Annotated in this window: 15 protein-coding genes and 2 pseudogenes; 8 read left to right on the forward strand and 9 right to left on the reverse strand. The window is 58.3% G+C overall.

The genetic code is table 11. From position 1 onward, the window contains the following. Nucleotides 1–78: 78 nt before the first annotated feature. Both EST62_RS08290 and EST62_RS08295 read left to right on the forward strand, forming a co-directional pair. Nucleotides 79–456 (forward strand): annotated as a pseudogene (locus tag EST62_RS08290) (FGGY-family carbohydrate kinase); the annotation flags it as partial. Nucleotides 457–475: 19 nt separating this feature from the next. Further along, nucleotides 476–688 (forward strand): cysteine-rich CWC family protein, encoded by a 213-nt coding sequence (locus EST62_RS08295; RefSeq protein WP_129051636.1) that lies wholly within the window; start codon nucleotides 476–478, stop codon nucleotides 686–688. Nucleotides 689–785: 97 nt separating this feature from the next. Here EST62_RS08295 and brnA read toward each other — a convergent pair whose 3' ends face one another. The 3 genes and pseudogenes from brnA to EST62_RS08310 all read right to left on the reverse strand — a co-directional run bounded on the left by brnA (nucleotide 786) and on the right by EST62_RS08310 (nucleotide 2,177). Then, entirely contained in the window at nucleotides 786–1,019 is a 234-nt protein-coding gene (gene brnA, locus EST62_RS08300; protein ID WP_129051637.1) for a type II toxin-antitoxin system BrnA family antitoxin, read from the reverse strand. Further along, nucleotides 1,000–1,270 (reverse strand): annotated as a pseudogene (locus EST62_RS13985) (BrnT family toxin). Before EST62_RS13985 ends, brnA begins: the two are co-directional and overlap by 20 nt. 76 nt (nucleotides 1,271–1,346) lie before the next feature. Continuing rightward, nucleotides 1,347–2,177, reverse strand: coding sequence for an MBL fold metallo-hydrolase (locus EST62_RS08310; RefSeq protein ID WP_129051638.1), 831 nt, complete (start codon nucleotides 2,175–2,177; stop codon nucleotides 1,347–1,349). Nucleotides 2,178–2,351: 174 nt separating this feature from the next. On the opposite strand from EST62_RS08310, the gene EST62_RS08315 reads away from it, so the two are divergent. Beyond that, nucleotides 2,352–2,666, forward strand: a complete 315-nt coding sequence (locus tag EST62_RS08315) for a c-type cytochrome (RefSeq protein WP_129051639.1) — start codon at nucleotides 2,352–2,354, stop codon at nucleotides 2,664–2,666. A gap of 231 nt (nucleotides 2,667–2,897) precedes the next feature. On the opposite strand, the gene EST62_RS08320 is transcribed toward EST62_RS08315, so the two are convergent. From EST62_RS08320 to EST62_RS08335, 4 genes are all read right to left on the reverse strand, one after another. Next, on the reverse strand, nucleotides 2,898–4,724 hold the full coding sequence (locus EST62_RS08320) for a radical SAM protein (RefSeq protein WP_129051640.1): 1,827 nt from the start codon (nucleotides 4,722–4,724) through the stop codon (nucleotides 2,898–2,900). Then, nucleotides 4,721–6,508 carry a YcaO-like family protein gene (locus EST62_RS08325; RefSeq protein ID WP_167599258.1) on the reverse strand — a complete coding sequence of 596 codons (1,788 nt, stop codon included), beginning with the start codon at nucleotides 6,506–6,508 and terminating at the stop codon, nucleotides 4,721–4,723. Before EST62_RS08325 ends, EST62_RS08320 begins: the two co-directional genes overlap by 4 nt. Nucleotides 6,509–6,525: 17 nt before the next feature. Continuing rightward, nucleotides 6,526–7,803, reverse strand: a complete 1,278-nt coding sequence (locus tag EST62_RS08330) for a radical SAM protein (protein ID WP_129051642.1) — start codon at nucleotides 7,801–7,803, stop codon at nucleotides 6,526–6,528. A 117-nt stretch (nucleotides 7,804–7,920) separates the two neighbouring features. Continuing rightward, nucleotides 7,921–8,208, reverse strand: a complete 288-nt coding sequence (locus tag EST62_RS08335) for a hypothetical protein (RefSeq protein ID WP_129051643.1) — start codon at nucleotides 8,206–8,208, stop codon at nucleotides 7,921–7,923. A gap of 357 nt (nucleotides 8,209–8,565) precedes the next feature. Between EST62_RS08335 and EST62_RS08340 the strand changes: the two genes are divergently transcribed. After that, nucleotides 8,566–9,405: an SDR family oxidoreductase gene (locus EST62_RS08340; protein WP_167599259.1), complete on the forward strand. Its 840-nt coding sequence runs from the start codon at nucleotides 8,566–8,568 to the stop codon at nucleotides 9,403–9,405. A 121-nt stretch (nucleotides 9,406–9,526) separates the two neighbouring features. On the opposite strand, the gene EST62_RS08345 is transcribed toward EST62_RS08340, so the two are convergent. Then, nucleotides 9,527–9,997: a hypothetical protein gene (locus EST62_RS08345; protein WP_129051644.1), complete on the reverse strand. Its 471-nt coding sequence runs from the start codon at nucleotides 9,995–9,997 to the stop codon at nucleotides 9,527–9,529. Between the two features lie 197 nt (nucleotides 9,998–10,194). Here EST62_RS08345 and EST62_RS08350 point away from each other — a divergent pair, with 197 nt between their 5' ends. Further along, nucleotides 10,195–12,756, forward strand: coding sequence for an ATP-dependent Clp protease ATP-binding subunit (locus EST62_RS08350; RefSeq protein WP_129051645.1), 2,562 nt, complete (start codon nucleotides 10,195–10,197; stop codon nucleotides 12,754–12,756). A 444-nt stretch (nucleotides 12,757–13,200) separates the two neighbouring features. Here EST62_RS08350 and EST62_RS08355 read toward each other — a convergent pair whose 3' ends face one another. After that, nucleotides 13,201–14,577, reverse strand: coding sequence for a TrpB-like pyridoxal phosphate-dependent enzyme (locus EST62_RS08355; RefSeq protein WP_129051646.1), 1,377 nt, complete (start codon nucleotides 14,575–14,577; stop codon nucleotides 13,201–13,203). Between the two features lie 129 nt (nucleotides 14,578–14,706). Between EST62_RS08355 and EST62_RS08360 the strand changes: the two genes are divergently transcribed. The 3 genes from EST62_RS08360 to EST62_RS08370 all read left to right on the forward strand — a co-directional run bounded on the left by EST62_RS08360 (nucleotide 14,707) and on the right by EST62_RS08370 (nucleotide 16,085). Then, the gene (locus EST62_RS08360; protein ID WP_129051647.1) at nucleotides 14,707–15,249 is read left to right on the forward strand and encodes a hypothetical protein; all 543 of its coding nucleotides are present in this window, start codon (nucleotides 14,707–14,709) and stop codon (nucleotides 15,247–15,249) included. A gap of 188 nt (nucleotides 15,250–15,437) precedes the next feature. Beyond that, nucleotides 15,438–15,575, forward strand: a complete 138-nt coding sequence (locus EST62_RS13990; protein ID WP_371414687.1) for a hypothetical protein — start codon at nucleotides 15,438–15,440, stop codon at nucleotides 15,573–15,575. 90 nt (nucleotides 15,576–15,665) lie between these two features. Beyond that, nucleotides 15,666–16,085 carry a hypothetical protein gene (locus EST62_RS08370; RefSeq protein WP_129051648.1) on the forward strand — a complete coding sequence of 140 codons (420 nt, stop codon included), beginning with the start codon at nucleotides 15,666–15,668 and terminating at the stop codon, nucleotides 16,083–16,085. The last annotated feature ends 37 nt before the right edge of the window (nucleotides 16,086–16,122 follow it).

Here is a 16,122-nt window from a genome sequence, read left to right on the forward strand (position 1 = left end):
CACCCCTTGCTTCCGCTAAGATTTCGACAACAACAGACACCATCAACCAACTAACTCAGCAAACCCGATTCTCCATTTCCAGCTGAGGCAAAACACCGGGCGGCGCTGGAGTCGATCGCCTGCCAGTCGCACGACGTCTTCCGCGCGATGGTGGCCGACACCGGCATTCAGCCTCAGTCGCTCACGGTCGATGGCGGCGCGGTGAGCAACGAGTTCCTGATGCAGTTCCAGGCCGACCTCATCGGCGTTCCGGTGCACCGCCCGCGCAACATCGAATCGACCTCGCTCGGCGCGGCCTGCCTTGCGGGCCTCGAAGCTGGCGTGTGGCGCTCCTCCGACGAGCTGCGCGCGCTCAACGGCGTCGAAAAAGTGTTCACCCCCGCAATGCCGGAGGCGGAACGAGCATCGCTGCTGGCGGGGTGGCAAAAGGCGCTGCGCCAGACGCTGGTATCGTAAACCATTCAATCGAAAGAAGATGACACACAACGATCACCCCAGTGACAGCACGCCGAAAATGGTCGTTTGCCCGATGTGCGGCGAGCCGTTCACCTGCGCCATGTCCACCTCATGCTGGTGCGCCACGCGAGTGGTGCCGGAGTCGGTGCGCCGCTCCCTCGCCGAGCGCTACGACACCTGCGTGTGCAGCACCTGCCTCGACCGGCTCATCGCCGAGGCGAAGGGAGCGTGAGGGTAAGGGGGAAAAGACAGCAAGGACTCAAAGGACTTAAAGGTTAAGAAGAAAAAATGCGTTTTTGGCCTCTTCGTCCTTGCTGTCCCTGATTGCCTCACGCCTTACCCGCTTCCTGCAAGCGTTCGGCGAGCCACACCTTGATGATCGACTGGCGCGAAACGCCAAGCCGTTTAGCCTCCTTGTCGAGCGAGTCGATCATCCAGACCGGAAAATCGACATTTACCCGTTTCTGACGCTGGTTGACCCGCACTGCTTTTTCAAGATCGAGTTGTGGGGTGATGTTCTCTTCGCCCACGTCGAATTTCTGATCAAATTCCTGTGCTTTCATAGAGCTGAATCTCCTCGCGGCGCGACCGCCTGACTGAAATGATGCGAATGCCGTGGTTTCTGTCGGTGAAAATGGCTGACCAGTGCTTGTCCTGAATTTTTCCGATCACCATGAAACGAGGTTCGTCAATGGGTTCTGGCTGGAACCTGAATGAGATCATCGTCCAGCCACAATTCCTGAGCCTCGATAAAATCGATACCGTGTTTGTGCTTGTTAGTGCTGCTTTTTTCCGGATCGAAATCAAAGATCATGGTGTCGGAATTATGCTATTGATATACCTTTTATATACCAAAATTCAGCGATAATTGTTTCTCTGATTTTGCCCCCTCACCCTTTCCCCGACTCCACCACCATGCCGGCATAACCCGCCTCTACCGGGCAGGGCAGCTCTTCGCGGAAGCGTTCGGCGGCTACTTGCCCGGTGCAGTGGCAGGGGATGAGGCGCTGGATGTCGCGCCTGGCGAGCGATGCTACGGTGCAGTCGAGACGCTCCTGGCTTGCCGCCGAGAGGTGCATTCCGCCGATGAGCGTCGTGATCCGCTTCGGGCCGGTCTGGGCTTCGATGTAGTCAAGCGTGTTGATGATTCCTGAATGGCAGCAGCCGGCAAGCACGGTCAGCCCCTCCGGCTCTTCGATCCAGAGCGACAGGTCGTCCTCGATGGGGTCGGGGCGCTGGCCTTCCGTGTCGAAGAAAAACGGGCCGCCGGTGTCCTCGAAGGTGGTCTGGCGGGGGACCGGGCCGGTCAGGAAGAGGCCGTCGCTCAGGCGTACCGGTTCGGTTACCCAGCGCAGCCGTCCGGCTGGAAGTTGGTCAATCGCCCGCTTCGCAGCTTCGGGCATGTTGATCGGTTTGGGCTTGCCGTTGCGGATGCTGTAGCGTTCGACGAGTGCCGACGGGTGGAGGTAAAGCGTGGCGCGGGTCGCGACTCGGAGCACGTCAGCGAGGTTGCCTGTGTGGTCGTAGTGGCCGTGGCTGAGCACGATCATGTCGATGCCCGACAGGTCGATGCCGAGCGCGTGGCAGTTGTCGTCGAGCGCCGTGAGCTGGCCGGTGTCGAACAGGATGCGCTTGCTGCCGGTTTCAATCAGCGCCGCGAAGCCGTGTTCGCAGGCAAGTTCTGGCGCGGCGTTGTTGTCGGTGAGAATGGTTAATCTCATAGTTCGATGCAATTTGTTGGTTGTTCAGAGACAAGGTAACGCTCTTTTCAGAGAATCATCCGGCATCGGGCGAACGGTTTTTATCTGTTCACAATTGTTGACTATATTGGCGGGAGTAGTGACCCGGAGAGCGAAGTGTTTTCCTGAAACCATAATCAGCAAGGAGGGGTCGATATGATGAAGTCACTCAAAGCGGCGATGCTGGCCGCAGCGATGGTCGCGATGGTCGCGAGCGCTCATGCGGCGCAGACGCCATCCGTGGAGCTTGGCAAAAAACTGTTCAACGATCCGAAACTTGGCGGCGCAACCGGCGCCAAAACCTGCGCGAGCTGCCACCCGAACGGCACGGGTCTCGAATTTTCTTCGGAGAGCCCGAAACTTGCCCAGAACATCAACACCTGCCTTACCCGCGCGATGAACGGCGCGCCGTTACCGGATAATTCGGTTGAGATAAAGTCGCTGATTCTCTATCACCAGTCGTTCAAATAAAGGCTAATCAATTTCAACAGTCCTGAATTTCCGTCATTGCGAGGAGCGAAGCGACGCGGCAATCCATGCGGAGTCGGCAAAGACAGCAAAGATGGATCGCCACGTCCCGACCTGTCGGGACTCGCGATGACGAATCGTCGTTATTCGAGGAGAAAGCTGGCTTGGTGAAATCAAAAAACGGCTGGCGCAGTCTGTTTCTGTTTTAGCCTGATTCACCACTCGTCCCCCTTTTCACAAAATCCGGGCGACGCCTCTCACGTAGAGAGAGAGCACGAACTCTCTGGCCGCGTCGTCCGGCTCCGTGTCGGCTTCTTCCGCGATCTTTCGGAGCGTGAGGCCATCGCTGTCGAGCAGCCTGACGATTCGCGATTGCCGGTCGTTGAGCCGGAACTCTTCGCGATAGTCTTGCAGGACGAGTCTGTTGCCTGGAGCTGACCGATGCAGCGCGACGTGTGGCGAGAGCGAGAAGCGGTGCTTGTCCGGGTCGATGAGCGGCGCGATGGCGGCGGCTTGCCGCTGGTACCCTTCGTCGCGCAGGCGCCACGGGCGAGGGTTTTTGGAGAATCCGGAGAGCAGGTAGGCGCTCCATTCCATCTGCTCCGGATCGTCGCCGGAGCGCCACCGCCTGGCCAGCAGGGCGGCCTCTCTGCCGAGCTGCGTCCACGGCGCTTCGAGCGGCTCGATGCTGATTCCGTAGCGCTCGGGGTGCATAAAGATGGCCGATGCGGGTTCGAGCCTGAAGCGGTTGCCGAGGCTTCGGCGGGGCAGGTGCGTCGCGGGCAGGTTGTCGCCCGCAAGTTCCCGGTCGATCTGCCGGAAAAACCGGATTGTGTCGAGCGCGTCGGCGGTCTGTTCGCCGGGAAAGTTGATGATGGTGGAGACGTGGATCGACAGGCCGTTGCGGGTCGCCGCGACGATGTTCTCGCGGGCGAGGTCGGGATCGAGCTTTTTGTTCATCCTTTTGAGCATGGCTTCGGATGCGCTTTCGAGGCCGAAGGTTATCCTCGTGAATCCCGCTGCGGCCATTTTTCCGGCAAGCTCCGGGCGGAGGTGCTTCAGGTCGCAGAAGGCGAAGGTGAAGAGCGGGTGCAGGTCGCTCGACACAATCAGGTCGCAGAACTCCGACAGCCACGCTTCGCTGAAGTTGACGAGGCTGTCGCAGTTGTAGAAGAGGCTGATGCCGAACCGTTGTTTGTATTCGGCGAGCCGTTCGACGGAGGCTTCGGGCGAAAGGTGGCGGAAGCGTTCCCATATCTGTTTTTCGGAGCAGTAGGAGCAGCCGTTGACGCAGCCGCGCGAAAAGGAGACCGGAAGCCCCTCGAATCGCCGCCGCAGGTAGGCGTCGAAGGGCGTGTCCGCGAACGGAAAGCCGCTGAAATCGGGCATCGGAAACTCCTCGGGCTTCAGCCACTGTCGGCGCGGTTCGTAATGGAACTCGCCATCGACGAGCTGCGCCGCGCCCGCCACCGGCCTGCCCTCCGCCCGGAGCAACTCCCGCGCCGTCAGCTCGCCCTCGCCCACGACGACCCTGTCGGCCAGACCGTTCACCAGCAGAAAGCGCTGCACCTCTTCCGGAAACACCGCCGGGCCGCCGAACACGATCATCGCCTCCGTGCGTTGGCGCAGTTTGCTCGCGGCGAGCATCGAAACCCAGAGGTTGCTGATGTAGGTGGAGAGCCAGATCTGCTCCGGCGCTGCTTCGAGCAGCCGGGAAGCCGCGCGTTCGAGAAAGAGGTCGAGCTTGTCGAAAAGCTCCTCCAGCCCATCAGCTCTGAACCGCTTTCGCGCCTCTCCGGGCGGGGTGAAAAGCGCCGCGAGGGTGAGGTCGGGGCGGTAGCCGATGAAGTTTATCATCCGCTCGTCGAGCGCCGCGCCGGGGTCGGCTCCGAGCCGATGGAGCTGGTAGTAGAGCGCCGGGTCTTCGACGCTCAGCAACAGGTCGAAGTCGAATGCCTCACTTTCGATGCCTTCGCCGTCGAGCACGCTTTTCAGACAGGCCAGGCCGAGCGGGAGCGTTTTGTCCGAAAAGCAGGGAAAGATGGTGAGGGCGATGGTCATGGCTGCTTCTGTTTGGCGGTGGCGAGGATTTCTGCCAGACGGCGCTGATCGGGCAGATGGGCGATCTGTCGCTGTTGAAGCCGCCGCGCTGTTGCGACGGTTCGCAGGAAATGGCAGTCGTCGCAGAGCCGCTCATCGCCGGGCAGTTCGATTTCACGCAGCGTCTCTTCGATGACTTCTGCTGGTGCTTGTCGGCATCTGATCGCCAATTCGAACACGCTGTCCGGGTAGAACCGCCGCAATTGCGAGTCGATGGTTTCGTCTGAAAAGCCTTCGTCCGAAAGCTGCTTGCCGTCTCTGATGCATCGATCCAGCAGCGAGGCGTCGGGCGGCGTTTCGTCGCCGAAGCGTTGGCCGAGTGCGGCCAGCAGCGTCGCGTCGCGCCGCCGGGCGCTGCCGCGGAGGTTCTGGCACACAAAGCCGTTCATCGCCCTGGCGGGGGCGGGCAGGGCGATGCGTTTCAGGTTCCGGTCAAGCTCCAGGATTCGCCGCGACCGTTCCGGCGTGACTCCGCCGGGAGCTTGCAGGCGTTCGCTTTCGGCCCGCAGCTCAAGCAGCATGGCAAGTTCACCGCGGCCCGTGGCGTAGTTCACCTCGCTCAGGCCGGGGGCGTAGCAATAGACCGACGGGATGCCGAGCCACGCCGCGTCGCGGATGTAGAGCGCGGGCGTCCAGCGGGCGAAGCGTTCGAGCAGGGTTGCGAGCGGGCGGGCGGCCAGCTCGTTGCTCCAGATTTCCGGGAGCTGCTCTGGCGCTGGCTCGCGGCTGGCGAAGAGCGATTTCGGCCAGAGGCCCGTGCTCGACGCTTTGGCCGCGTAGTAGTTGGCGAAGCGCAGGCGGTGGCGCTCGTCTTCGGTCGCCGCCGCGAACGGATCGCCGAGGCCGGAGAGCGGCAGGCCGTGGAAGTCGTCGCTGCCGTCGTACAGCTCTTTGAGCGCTCCGATGATCGCGCCGGAGAGCGTCGCGGCTGAACCGGGGTTTGCGTTGCAGCGCTGCCGCTCGCGGTCGATGAGCAGCACGGCGACGACCGGAAACCCTTCGCCGAGCGAGCCGTCGAGCAGGGTAACGCTCGTGCCACGCTCTTCGATGGCCTCGATAATCCTCGCGGCTTCGGTGTTTCGCACAACCTCGCGCGGGATTTCCGGCAGCGGCGGCTCATGGGCGAAAATGCGGTGAAAGACATGCCGTTCGCAGACCTCGAACAGCGCCTTGGCGATTGCCTGTTCGAGCGTCCGGCCCGCCGCACAGCCGGTAGTGCCGCTGGCGAACAGCATCCGCTCGACCGGGCAGAGCGTCACCGAATCATCGAAAACCGAGTAGAACGGCGCGCACAGCAGCGTGTCGCCATCAGCCGCTTCGCTCGCGGGCATCTCGGCGCGCGGCATGAGATCGGGATTTTCCGACGAAGCGAATCGCTCAGCCGCGATCCACTGTTCATCCGGTGCGATGAAAAACTCCAGTGGCCCACCCTGCCTGTCGAGCCGCTTCCGGCAACGCTCCGGTAGCCGCACCTCACCGCTTTCGGACGCGCAGGCGAGGCGGTAGCCGGAGATGAGGAAGTTGTTCTGGAGCCGCTCGAACAGCTCGCCGTAGGCGCTCAGGAGCGATGCTTCGGCGGTGACGCCTTGCCCGGAAGTGAGCGGCGGCGCGTCGTTGTCTGGCGTTCCGCCTGCAAAGAGCATGGTGGTGAAAAACGGCACTTCGCTGCCCTGCCGCGTCTGGGCGCAAACCTTCAGGCCGGTTGCGGACAGGGCGGCTCGCATCTGTTCAAGCTCGCTCTGCATGGCGTGTCGATCCGGTTTCATCCATGCGTGAAATAGCCGGTGACGGCCTGCATCTGTTCGTGCATCAGCTCGAACAGGCCCACCATCAACTGCCTCCGGTACGCGCAGAATTGTTTCGCGAGCGGCAGGTAGCAGGCTTCGGGACTGCCGTGCCGGTAGCCGGGGATGACGGCTGGGCAGAACGAGAGGCAGATCGAGCTGACCGGGCAGTCACGGCAGAAGCCGTAGCGCTCCTTCGAGAGCTGCCTGACCTTGTCGTCCGGCTGATCCTTCAGGTGGGCGCACCACTGCGCCGAGCCGTCGCAATCGATGCTTTTGTAGCGCTCGTTGCTGCCGCACGAGGGCGTCCTGATGCAGCCGTCGTTGTAGCTCTCTGGCCTGAACATCTTGCCGAGCGCGATGTTGAGCATCTGCTCGTGAATCCTCCTGCCCTCCGTCCGGTAAATCCGGAGCAGCTCCCGCATCAGTTCGAGCTGCCGGTCGGCGAGTCTGGCGTAGTAGGTCGAAAACTCCTCGCTGCTCTCGGCTCCGCAATCGGCGAACTCCAGCGGTTTGAGATAGAAGGAGTTCAGGCCGAGTTCCTCGCGGTTGAAGCGGAACAGCGCCATCAGCTCGTCCGGCTCTCGGATGACCGACAGCACCCCGCAACGCACGCCGCCGCGCCGCAGCCGTTCGAGGTTCGAGGTGATCGCCGCGAAGCTGCCCTCGCCGTTCTTGAACGGGCGCGTCAGGTCGTGCTGGCTCGCCGGGCCGTCGATGGTGATGCCGACCGTGATCTCGTACTTTTTCAGCGTCGCGAGAATCTCTTCGTTGAAGAGGGTGCCGTTGGACTGGAGGGCGAACGAAAAATCGATCTCCGGAAAGCCGCCGGTCAGGAAGGCGCAGATGCGCTCGATCTGGCGGTGCAGCAGCAGCGGCTCGCCGCCCTGAAAGGTGATTCGCACCTGCCGTTTGCTGCGGATCAGCTCCGCGAGCGTCTGGCAGATTTGCTCGACATCGGTGCCGCGAACCTCTGAAATCTGCGTCAGGTCGGCGTACTTGCAATAGACGCAGCCAAGGTTGCAACGGTCGGTGATGAAGATCACCACCTCCAGATAGTCGTCGTCCGGCGCAGGCGGCTCCGGCGCCGAGTGTTGCTGAAACCGGGCCGCGATGTCAGCGTTCAGCTCTCCGGAGGCGGGGCCGTCGAACAGTTGCCAGCCGCCGCGACGGTTGTCGAGCGCGACCAGAAAGCGGCCGTTCGCCGGTTGAAGAAAAGTCAGGGGGCCGTCCTGTTCGATGCGGTAGGTGAGCATTGCGGATACGGATTCGTCTGGAGGATCGGGATGTGATTGAAGGAGCGCTGTCGCCTTGCCCGGCAGATCGTTGCGGCGGGGAGCCGTCAAACGCCCCCGCCGCAGGGATTGCGGTAGTTACTTGGCATCTTCATCATCCGGTTCGGGCTGCCAGGTGTCACAGTGCATCGAGATTTTGCCTGTGCGTTTCGATGGTTCGTCCGGTGTCCAGGTATCGCAGTGCATCGAGATTTTACCGGTGCGCGACGAGGGTTTGTCGGGATCCCAGGTGTCGCAGTGCATGGAAATTTTACCGGTACGCGACGACGACGGCGTGTCGGGATCATACGTATCGCAATGCATCGAGGGCATGGCTCCGGGCGACAGCGTCATGCTGCTGCTGTCGAAGATGGGCGAGGTTTTCATGATCGTTCAATTTTTTTATGAGAAAAGAAAAACCGGCGAATACACATTTAAAAATATTGAAAATGCGTAGATCGGGAAACCCTTTTCTTGAGGCTTGCCGTAGTTGTGTGGTTATGTTCTCCTGAATTATTCATCAAATTTGCTGAATTGATGAAGCGTATATACTCGCCGGGTTTTCCATTATTTTTCCTGTTCAGAAAAGTCTGGTTCACATCGACAAGAACCGGTGATTCCTTTTTGCGATGCCCGCAATTGCGGAGGATTGAATACATTATCGAAACAATACTTGACAGCGGATGCGCGTAATGGAGCGACTCCCTGTTTTGAGGTATCCGGAAATTTCTGAACACCATCATTATGTCTGAAAAACAACGAGTCAGCATCCTCGGTTGCGGATGGCTCGGTCTGCCGCTTGGCCGGTTTCTGGCAGGCGAGGGGTTTGCCGTCAAAGGTTCGAGCACCAGCGAGGCGAAGTTCGCCAAACTGAAAGAGGCGGGCATCGAGCCGTTCAGCATCGTCATCGACGAGAACATCGAGGGGGATATCCGGGCGTTCCTCGACAGCGACATCCTTGTCGTCAACATTCCGCCGAAACGCAGGCCGGATGTGGTCGAGCACCACGTCGGCCAGATTTCCCTCCTGATCGACGCACTCGCCGATTCTCCGGTCAAGCATGTGCTCTTCGTCAGTTCGACCTCGGTCTATCCCTCGCCTGGCGGCGAAGTGGTCGAATCGGACGCCGCCGATCCCGACGAGGCGGACTCTCCGGCGGGCCGGGCGCTGATGTACGTCGAACAGATGCTCCACCCGGAGCCCGGTTTCAGCACCACGGTCGTGCGGTTCGGCGGGCTGATCGGCCCCCGGCGCAATCCGGCGGAGTTCATGCAGCGCATGACCGAGATCGCCAATCCGGCGCACCCGGTGAACTTTATCCATCTCGACGACTGCGTCCGGATCATCTCGGAAATTATCCGTCAGGGGGTCTGGGGCGAGACCTTCAACGCCTGCGCGCCGCTGCATCCCACCCGGAGCGAACTGTACGCCGCCGCCGCCGAAAGTCACGGTCTCGGTGCGCTGCCGGAAGAGCCGTCAAGCGACCACCGCTTCAAGATCGTCAACAGCGACAAGCTCGTCCAGAAACTGGGCTACCAGTTCCTGCACCCCGACCCGCTCGCGATGGCAAGAGGGGGGAGTTGAGAATTATGAATGATGAATGTCGAATGATGAATTGAATGATGGGTAATTGTCAATTAATCCTGTAGGGGTAGTCCCGACGTGTCGGGATACCCTTTTTGCTTCGTCTCACGACGGGTCGCCCTTACAAAATAAACTCCAGATCGTATCCCCCATTCGCCGCCTTGGCCGCGAAATCCTTCAGCTTTCGCAGAAAAGCAATCGTCCTGTCCGGATTTACCTCCCGCCACCAGGCGATGCGTTCCGGGTCGTCCTGCCAGCCGAGCATCACCTTTTCGGGAGTTTTTCCGCTAATCCCCTCGATGCAGCCGTCGATCATTTCAATCATTTTTCCAATCGCGCCCGACGGCAGAAAGGCTTCGTCCCAACTGTCGAGGCCGTTGTTCGATTCGGAGATGAACGGCAGCGCGTTGAGCCGTTCGATGACGCCGTAGTGGAACAGGGCGGCGTGGTCGTGGGCCGGGATTTCGAGCGAATCGTAAAGCCGGTACTCGCCGTCCGAAAGCCTGACGGCTCCGAGCTGTCCCGTGCGGTAAATCGGCAGTTCGCGGTGCAACGGGTTCAGGTCGTCGAGGCGGATGTGGGTGACGGTCATGGCGTAAGGGCGGGCTGAAACGATTAATTTCCTGCCACTGTTTTGATCGAAGGAATTGGTTTGAGATGACGCCTTAATTGTAGTTATTTTACTTAATGTAGCCAATAACGGATCGCTTGTCCTCATTTGCGGTTATGGGCAAGAGTGCAGACGCATTTCAGTGAGCTTACCATCACATTTTAGCGATACAAAATATAATGGAAGGAAATTTTTCAAATAGAGTTCAGGACGTGATAAGGCTCAGCCGCGAAGAGGCGCTGCGTCTGGGTCACGACTATATCGGCACCGAACATCTCCTGCTCGGACTGATCCGGGAAGGGGAGGGCATCGGAGCAAAAATTCTCAAAAACCTCAAGGTCGATCTGTTTCGGCTGAAGCAGAAGATCGAGGAGAACACCCACCCCAAGGTTCCGGCTACGCAGATGGGCAACGTGCCGCTGACCAAGCAGGCCGAGAAGGTGCTCAAGATCACCTATCTCGAAGCGAAGATTTGCAAGTCCACCGTCATTGGCACGGAGCATCTGTTGCTGTCGATTCTGAAGGGCGAGGACAATATTGCTGCCCAGATTCTCGAACAGTTCGGCGTCACCTACGATCAGGTGCGCGAGGAGCTGGTCATCATCACCACGGGCCGCAGTGAAGCGGACGAGCCGCCGATGGAGGGTTCGTACTCAACGGGATCGGGAAGCTCCGAGCGTCCGGTGAAAAAGTCCGAGCCGAAGCGCGGTGAGCGCACCAAGACGCCGGTGCTCGACAACTTCGGGCGCGACATTACGCGCCTGGCCGTGGAGGACAAGCTCGACCCGATCATCGGTCGCGAAAAGGAGATCGAGCGCGTGGCGCAGGTGCTCAGCCGCCGCAAGAAGAACAATCCGGTGCTGATCGGCGAACCCGGCGTCGGCAAGACGGCCATCGCCGAGGGGCTGGCGCTCAAGATCGTGCAGCGCAAGGTTTCGCGCGTGCTCTACGACAAGCGCGTCGTGGCGCTCGACCTCGCGGCGCTCGTGGCGGGCACGAAGTATCGCGGCCAGTTCGAGGAGCGCATGAAGGCGCTGATGAACGAGCTGGAGCGTTCGCGCGATGTGATTCTGTTCATCGACGAGCTGCACACCATCATCGGCGCGGGCGGCGCGTCGGGTTCGCTCGACGCGAGCAACATCTTCAAGCCCGCCCTGGCGCGTGGCGAGTTGCAGTGCATCGGCGCGACCACGCTCGACGAGTACCGCCAGTACATCGAAAAGGATGGCGCGCTCGACCGCCGCTTCCAGAAGATCATGGTCGAGCCGACCTCGGTCGAGGAGACCATCCAGATTCTGAACAACATCAAGAACAAGTACGAAGCGCATCACCACGTGCTGTACTCGGAGGACGCCATCGACAAGGCGGTCAAGCTCTCGGAGCGCTACATCACCGACCGCTTCCTTCCCGACAAGGCCATCGACGTCATGGACGAAGCGGGCGCACGAGTGCACCTGAGCAACATCCATGTGCCGCAGGAGATTCTCGAACTTGAAAAGTCAATCGAGGAGATCAAGAGCGAGAAGAACAAGGTGGTCAAGATGCAGAACTTCGAGGAGGCCGCCCGCCTGCGCGACAAGGAGAAGAATCTGCTCGAAGCGCTCGACCACGCCAAGCAGGAGTGGGAAGAGCAGTCGATGGAGAGCGTCTATGACGTGACCGAAACCGACATCACCTCGGTGATTGCCATGATGACCGGCATTCCGGTTGCCAGGGTGGCGCAGTCCGAGTCCAGGAAGCTGCTCACCATGGAGGCAGAGCTGAAAAAAGAGGTGATCGGCCAGGACGAGGCGATCAAGAAAATTACCAAGGCGATTCAGCGCACCCGCGCGGGGCTGAAAGATCCGATGCGTCCCATTGGTTCGTTCATCTTTCTCGGCCCGACCGGCGTCGGCAAGACCGAGCTGGCCAAGGCGCTGACCCGCTATCTGTTCGACAGCGAGGATGCGCTCATCCGCGCCGACATGAGCGAGTACATGGAGAAGTTTTCGGTGAGCCGCCTGGTTGGCGCGCCTCCCGGCTACGTCGGCTACGAAGAGGGCGGCCAGCTCACCGAAAAGGTGCGCCGCAAACCCTACTCGGTGGTGCTGATCGACGAGATCGAAAAAGCGCATCCCGACGTGTTCAACATCCTGCTTCAGGTGCTCGATGAGGGCGTGCTGACCGACGGACTTGGCCGCAAGGTCGATTTCCGCAACACGATCATCATCATGACCTCGAACATCGGCGCCAAGGAGATCAAGAGCTTCAGCTCCGGTGGCGGCATGGGCTTCGCGGCTCCCACGGACGCGACGGGCGACTACAAGGCGATGAAATCGACTATCGAGGATGCCCTGAAGCGCGTGTTCAATCCGGAGTTCCTGAACCGCATCGACGACACGATCGTGTTCCACCAGCTCGAAAAGTCGGACATCTTCAAGATCATCGACATCACGGCTGGCAAGCTCTTCAAACGCCTGAAGGAGATGGGCATCGAGGTCGAGATCGACGAAAAAGCCAAGGAGTTCCTTGTCGAGAAGGGCTACGACCAGAAGTACGGCGCCCGCCCGCTCAAGCGAGCCTTGCAGAAGTTTGTCGAGGATCCCCTCGCCGAGGAGATGCTCAAGGGCCGCTTTACCGAGGGGAGCGTGATTCAGATTTCTTTCGACGAAGAGGCCAAGGAGCTGCGATTCAATGATGGTGCTTCCTCCGAACCGGCTCCCAAAAAGAGCAAAAAAGAGGAGAAGCTCGACAAAGAGTGACGCTCACGCACAACGCTTCGATCTCCCCCGAAGCCCCGCTGGAATCAACGTTTCAGCGGGGCTTTTTTTGTGGGGATGTTTGGAGTCGGGATCAGGATTTGAGTCGCTGTCGGAATCGGAATCGGAATCGGAATTGGGATCGCTATCGAGTGATGATCTGCCGGGCCAGTTTGTTGCCGTAGGGGCAGCCCTCGCGGCTGCCCGTTCCCAGGATTCCGTTACAGATGAAATCGGGATTGCGATTTTCTTATCAGGAGGCGTTCTTCCAGCACTCAGTTAAATTTCAGATTTCGGAAGGACGGGCATAAAACCCGTCCCTACACGGAACCTGTTTTGCGATCCCGGCTCACCCCGGACTGAAGTCCGGGGCAACATGAATGTAAGAGGTTGGAATGTCCAGAGGGTTAAAACCCTCCTGAATGGATGATCGATTTCTGCGCCCGATCAGCAGCCAGGAACCGGCGGATGGCCAGCGAGCGAGGCGGCCAGCGAGCGTTGCAGCATCTCCTCCGGCAGCGCGTAGTCGCTGATCTTGCCCGACAGGTAGGCGTCGTAGCCCTGCAAATCCATCAGACCGTGGCCCGACCAGTTCATCAGAATCACCTTCTCCTTGCCCTCCTCTTTGGCCTGCTTCGCCTCCCGGATGGTCTGCGCGATGGCGTGCGAGGTCTCCGGCGCGGGAATGAAGCCTTCGGTGTGGGCGAAGAGCAGCGCCGCTTCGTAGCATTCGGTCTGCGGCAGCGCGGTGGCCTCGATCAGCCCAATGCGCTTGACGTGGCTCACCAGCGGCGCCATGCCGTGGTAGCGCAGGCCGCCCGCGTGAATCGCCGGCGGGATGAAGGTGTGTCCGAGGCTGTGCATCGGCAGAAGCGGCGTCATCATGGCCACGTCGCCCGAATCGTAGGCGTAGGGCGCGCGGGTCAGCGTTGGGCATGCCTCCGGCTCCGTGGCGATCACCCGCACCTCCTTGCCGTGAATCTTGTCGCAGAGGAACGGGAAGCTGATGCCCGCAAAGTTCGAGCCGCCGCCCGCGCACCCGATGACGATATCCGGGTAGCGCCCGATCTTGTCGAACTGCTTCTTGGCTTCGAGGCCGATGATGGTCTGGTGCAGCATCACGTGGTTCAGCACGCTGCCGAGGGCGTAGCGGGTGTCGTCGCGCTCGACGGCCTCTTCGATCGCCTCGCTGATGGCGATGCCGAGGCTGCCGGGCGTGTCGGGATCCTCTTCGAGAATCTTGCGTCCGATGGCCGTCAGCGGGCTGGGGCTGGGGATGCACTCCGCGCCCCAGGTATTCATCATGATTTTGCGGAACGGCTTCTGGTCGAAGCTGATGCGCACCATGAACACCTTGCACTCGATGCCGATCAGCTTGCAGCTCATCGCCAAGGCGCTGCCCCACTGCCCCGCGCCGGTTTCTGTCGTCAGATACTTGATGCCGAACTCCCGGTTGTACCACGCCTGCGCGACCGCCGTGTTGGGCTTGTGGCTTCCGGCGGGCGAGACCCCTTCGTTCTTGTAGTAGATTTTGGCCGGAGTGCCGAGCGCCGCTTCGAGCCGCCGCGCGCGGTAGAGCGGCGACGGACGCCAGAGCTTGAGGATGCCGAGAATCTCCTCCGGAATATCGATCCAGCGTTCGGTGCTCACCTCCTGCTCAATCAGGTTCATCGGAAACACCTGCGCCAGCGCGTCCGGCCCGATCGGTGTCCCGTCCAGCCCCACCGGCGGCGGCATGGGCGTGGGCAGGTCAGCTTGAATGTTGTACCATTGACGGGGCATTTCATCCTCGCTGAGGAGGATTTTGGTAGGCTCTGTACTCATGCGTGTAGTGCTTTGAAGTAAGAGAAAAGGAGACCGTTGCCGGTGCTCATGGCCGGACTGTCTGGTGGCCATTTTTTAAAGTAGGGAGAGCCGGGCGGATTGCAAAGGCTGGAGGTGGGGAATCTGTGGGTGGAGGAAAAATGGTGGCGGCGGCTGGCAGGATGGCCTAGTATTTTTGAAGGAGTGCGAATGTTGTGTACATTTAATCAAACTGCCGCCTGGCTTTTTTTATTGGGAAGATTAGTCAAAAGATTTTTAGAATGTTGCATTGGAGGCTCTATGTCTGTTATTCTTACATTTGATATCGAAGGTGCCACTAGCACTGAACGAAACAGGCTGCAAAGCATGTTTGAACGTTTAGGGTGGGAAAATCTTGGTGGCTCTTCCTATCGTTATCCAAAGCTCGGGACGACTCCTCATACAGAAGATTGGTTCAATCATGTTGTGCCAGCGCTTTCTGCATTCAGGGCTTATGCAATGAAATCAGGCAGAAAAATTAATAAATTTACACTCGACACAAACAGTAGCACAGGATACGTACCAGCAACAAAATTCGGAACGAGTCCAAAAAAAGCTGAAAATATAAAGTTTTATAAGCCAAACAATAATAGTTTTGGTCTAAAAAAACTCAGGCATTTTATAGATTCAATTGAATACCCATACGATACATAATAGATCGACAAGTCCATGAGCTGAGGCCTTAAATCGCTTCGTTTGTTTGGTTTTACTAAGTCTTTTGCTTCGGTTTGGTTATGCTTTCTGTTATGGAAAAAAATCTAAAAGGTTCTTCTAAAATCAGTAAATAAAATTAAATCTGGACAAATAAACATAGGATTTGATAGATTGGTGTTGTCGAAAAAATCTTTCTTTTTAAAGATTTTTTGGATTCGATTGCGACCAGTAATGCAGAGCTTACTCTGTCGGAATGGCAAAAAGAGAAACTGAATTGGAGGTATAAAGATTACCAAAAAGGGAACCTTGAACTTCATGATTGGTAGAGCGTTCATGAAGAGTTGTGTGAAGAATACAAATAATTTTCTTTTTTTATCTCTTAGGTGATTCATTCTTAATATTTTTTGTGATGAATTATGGAAAATAAAGATTACTTAAGACAAGATATCATCATAAGATCCCAGAAAATTAGAGACATAATATTTTCCATTCCTGATAAAATTGTGACTTTATCAGTTGGAGCACTCGCAATTTCAGTGGCGTTTCAGAATGGCTATGTATCAGCTTATCCAGTTTGCCCTGCTTTATTATCTTTTTCTTGGATGAGTCTGATCGCTGCCATTATTACAGGGATTTTCCTTTACTATGGGAGGGCACGGCAAGAATTTAAAATGCTTCAAAAGCTCATAGGAAAATACAATAATGAATCTCCAGTTGACAAGCCTGAAATTGAAGACTTAGGGGTATTTTTTAAAGTGATATTTCTAATACATGGGTTAAGCTTTGTAATGGGACTATTTTTCTTGGCTTGGTTTGCGGTTTTGAATAATTTCTAACCAGTCGTTTCTGGTATTGCTTGTTCGCAGATGCGGC

The organism is Chlorobaculum sp. 24CR, assembly GCF_004118635.1.
Taxonomy (GTDB): Bacteria; Bacteroidota; Chlorobiia; order Chlorobiales; family Chlorobiaceae; genus Chlorobaculum.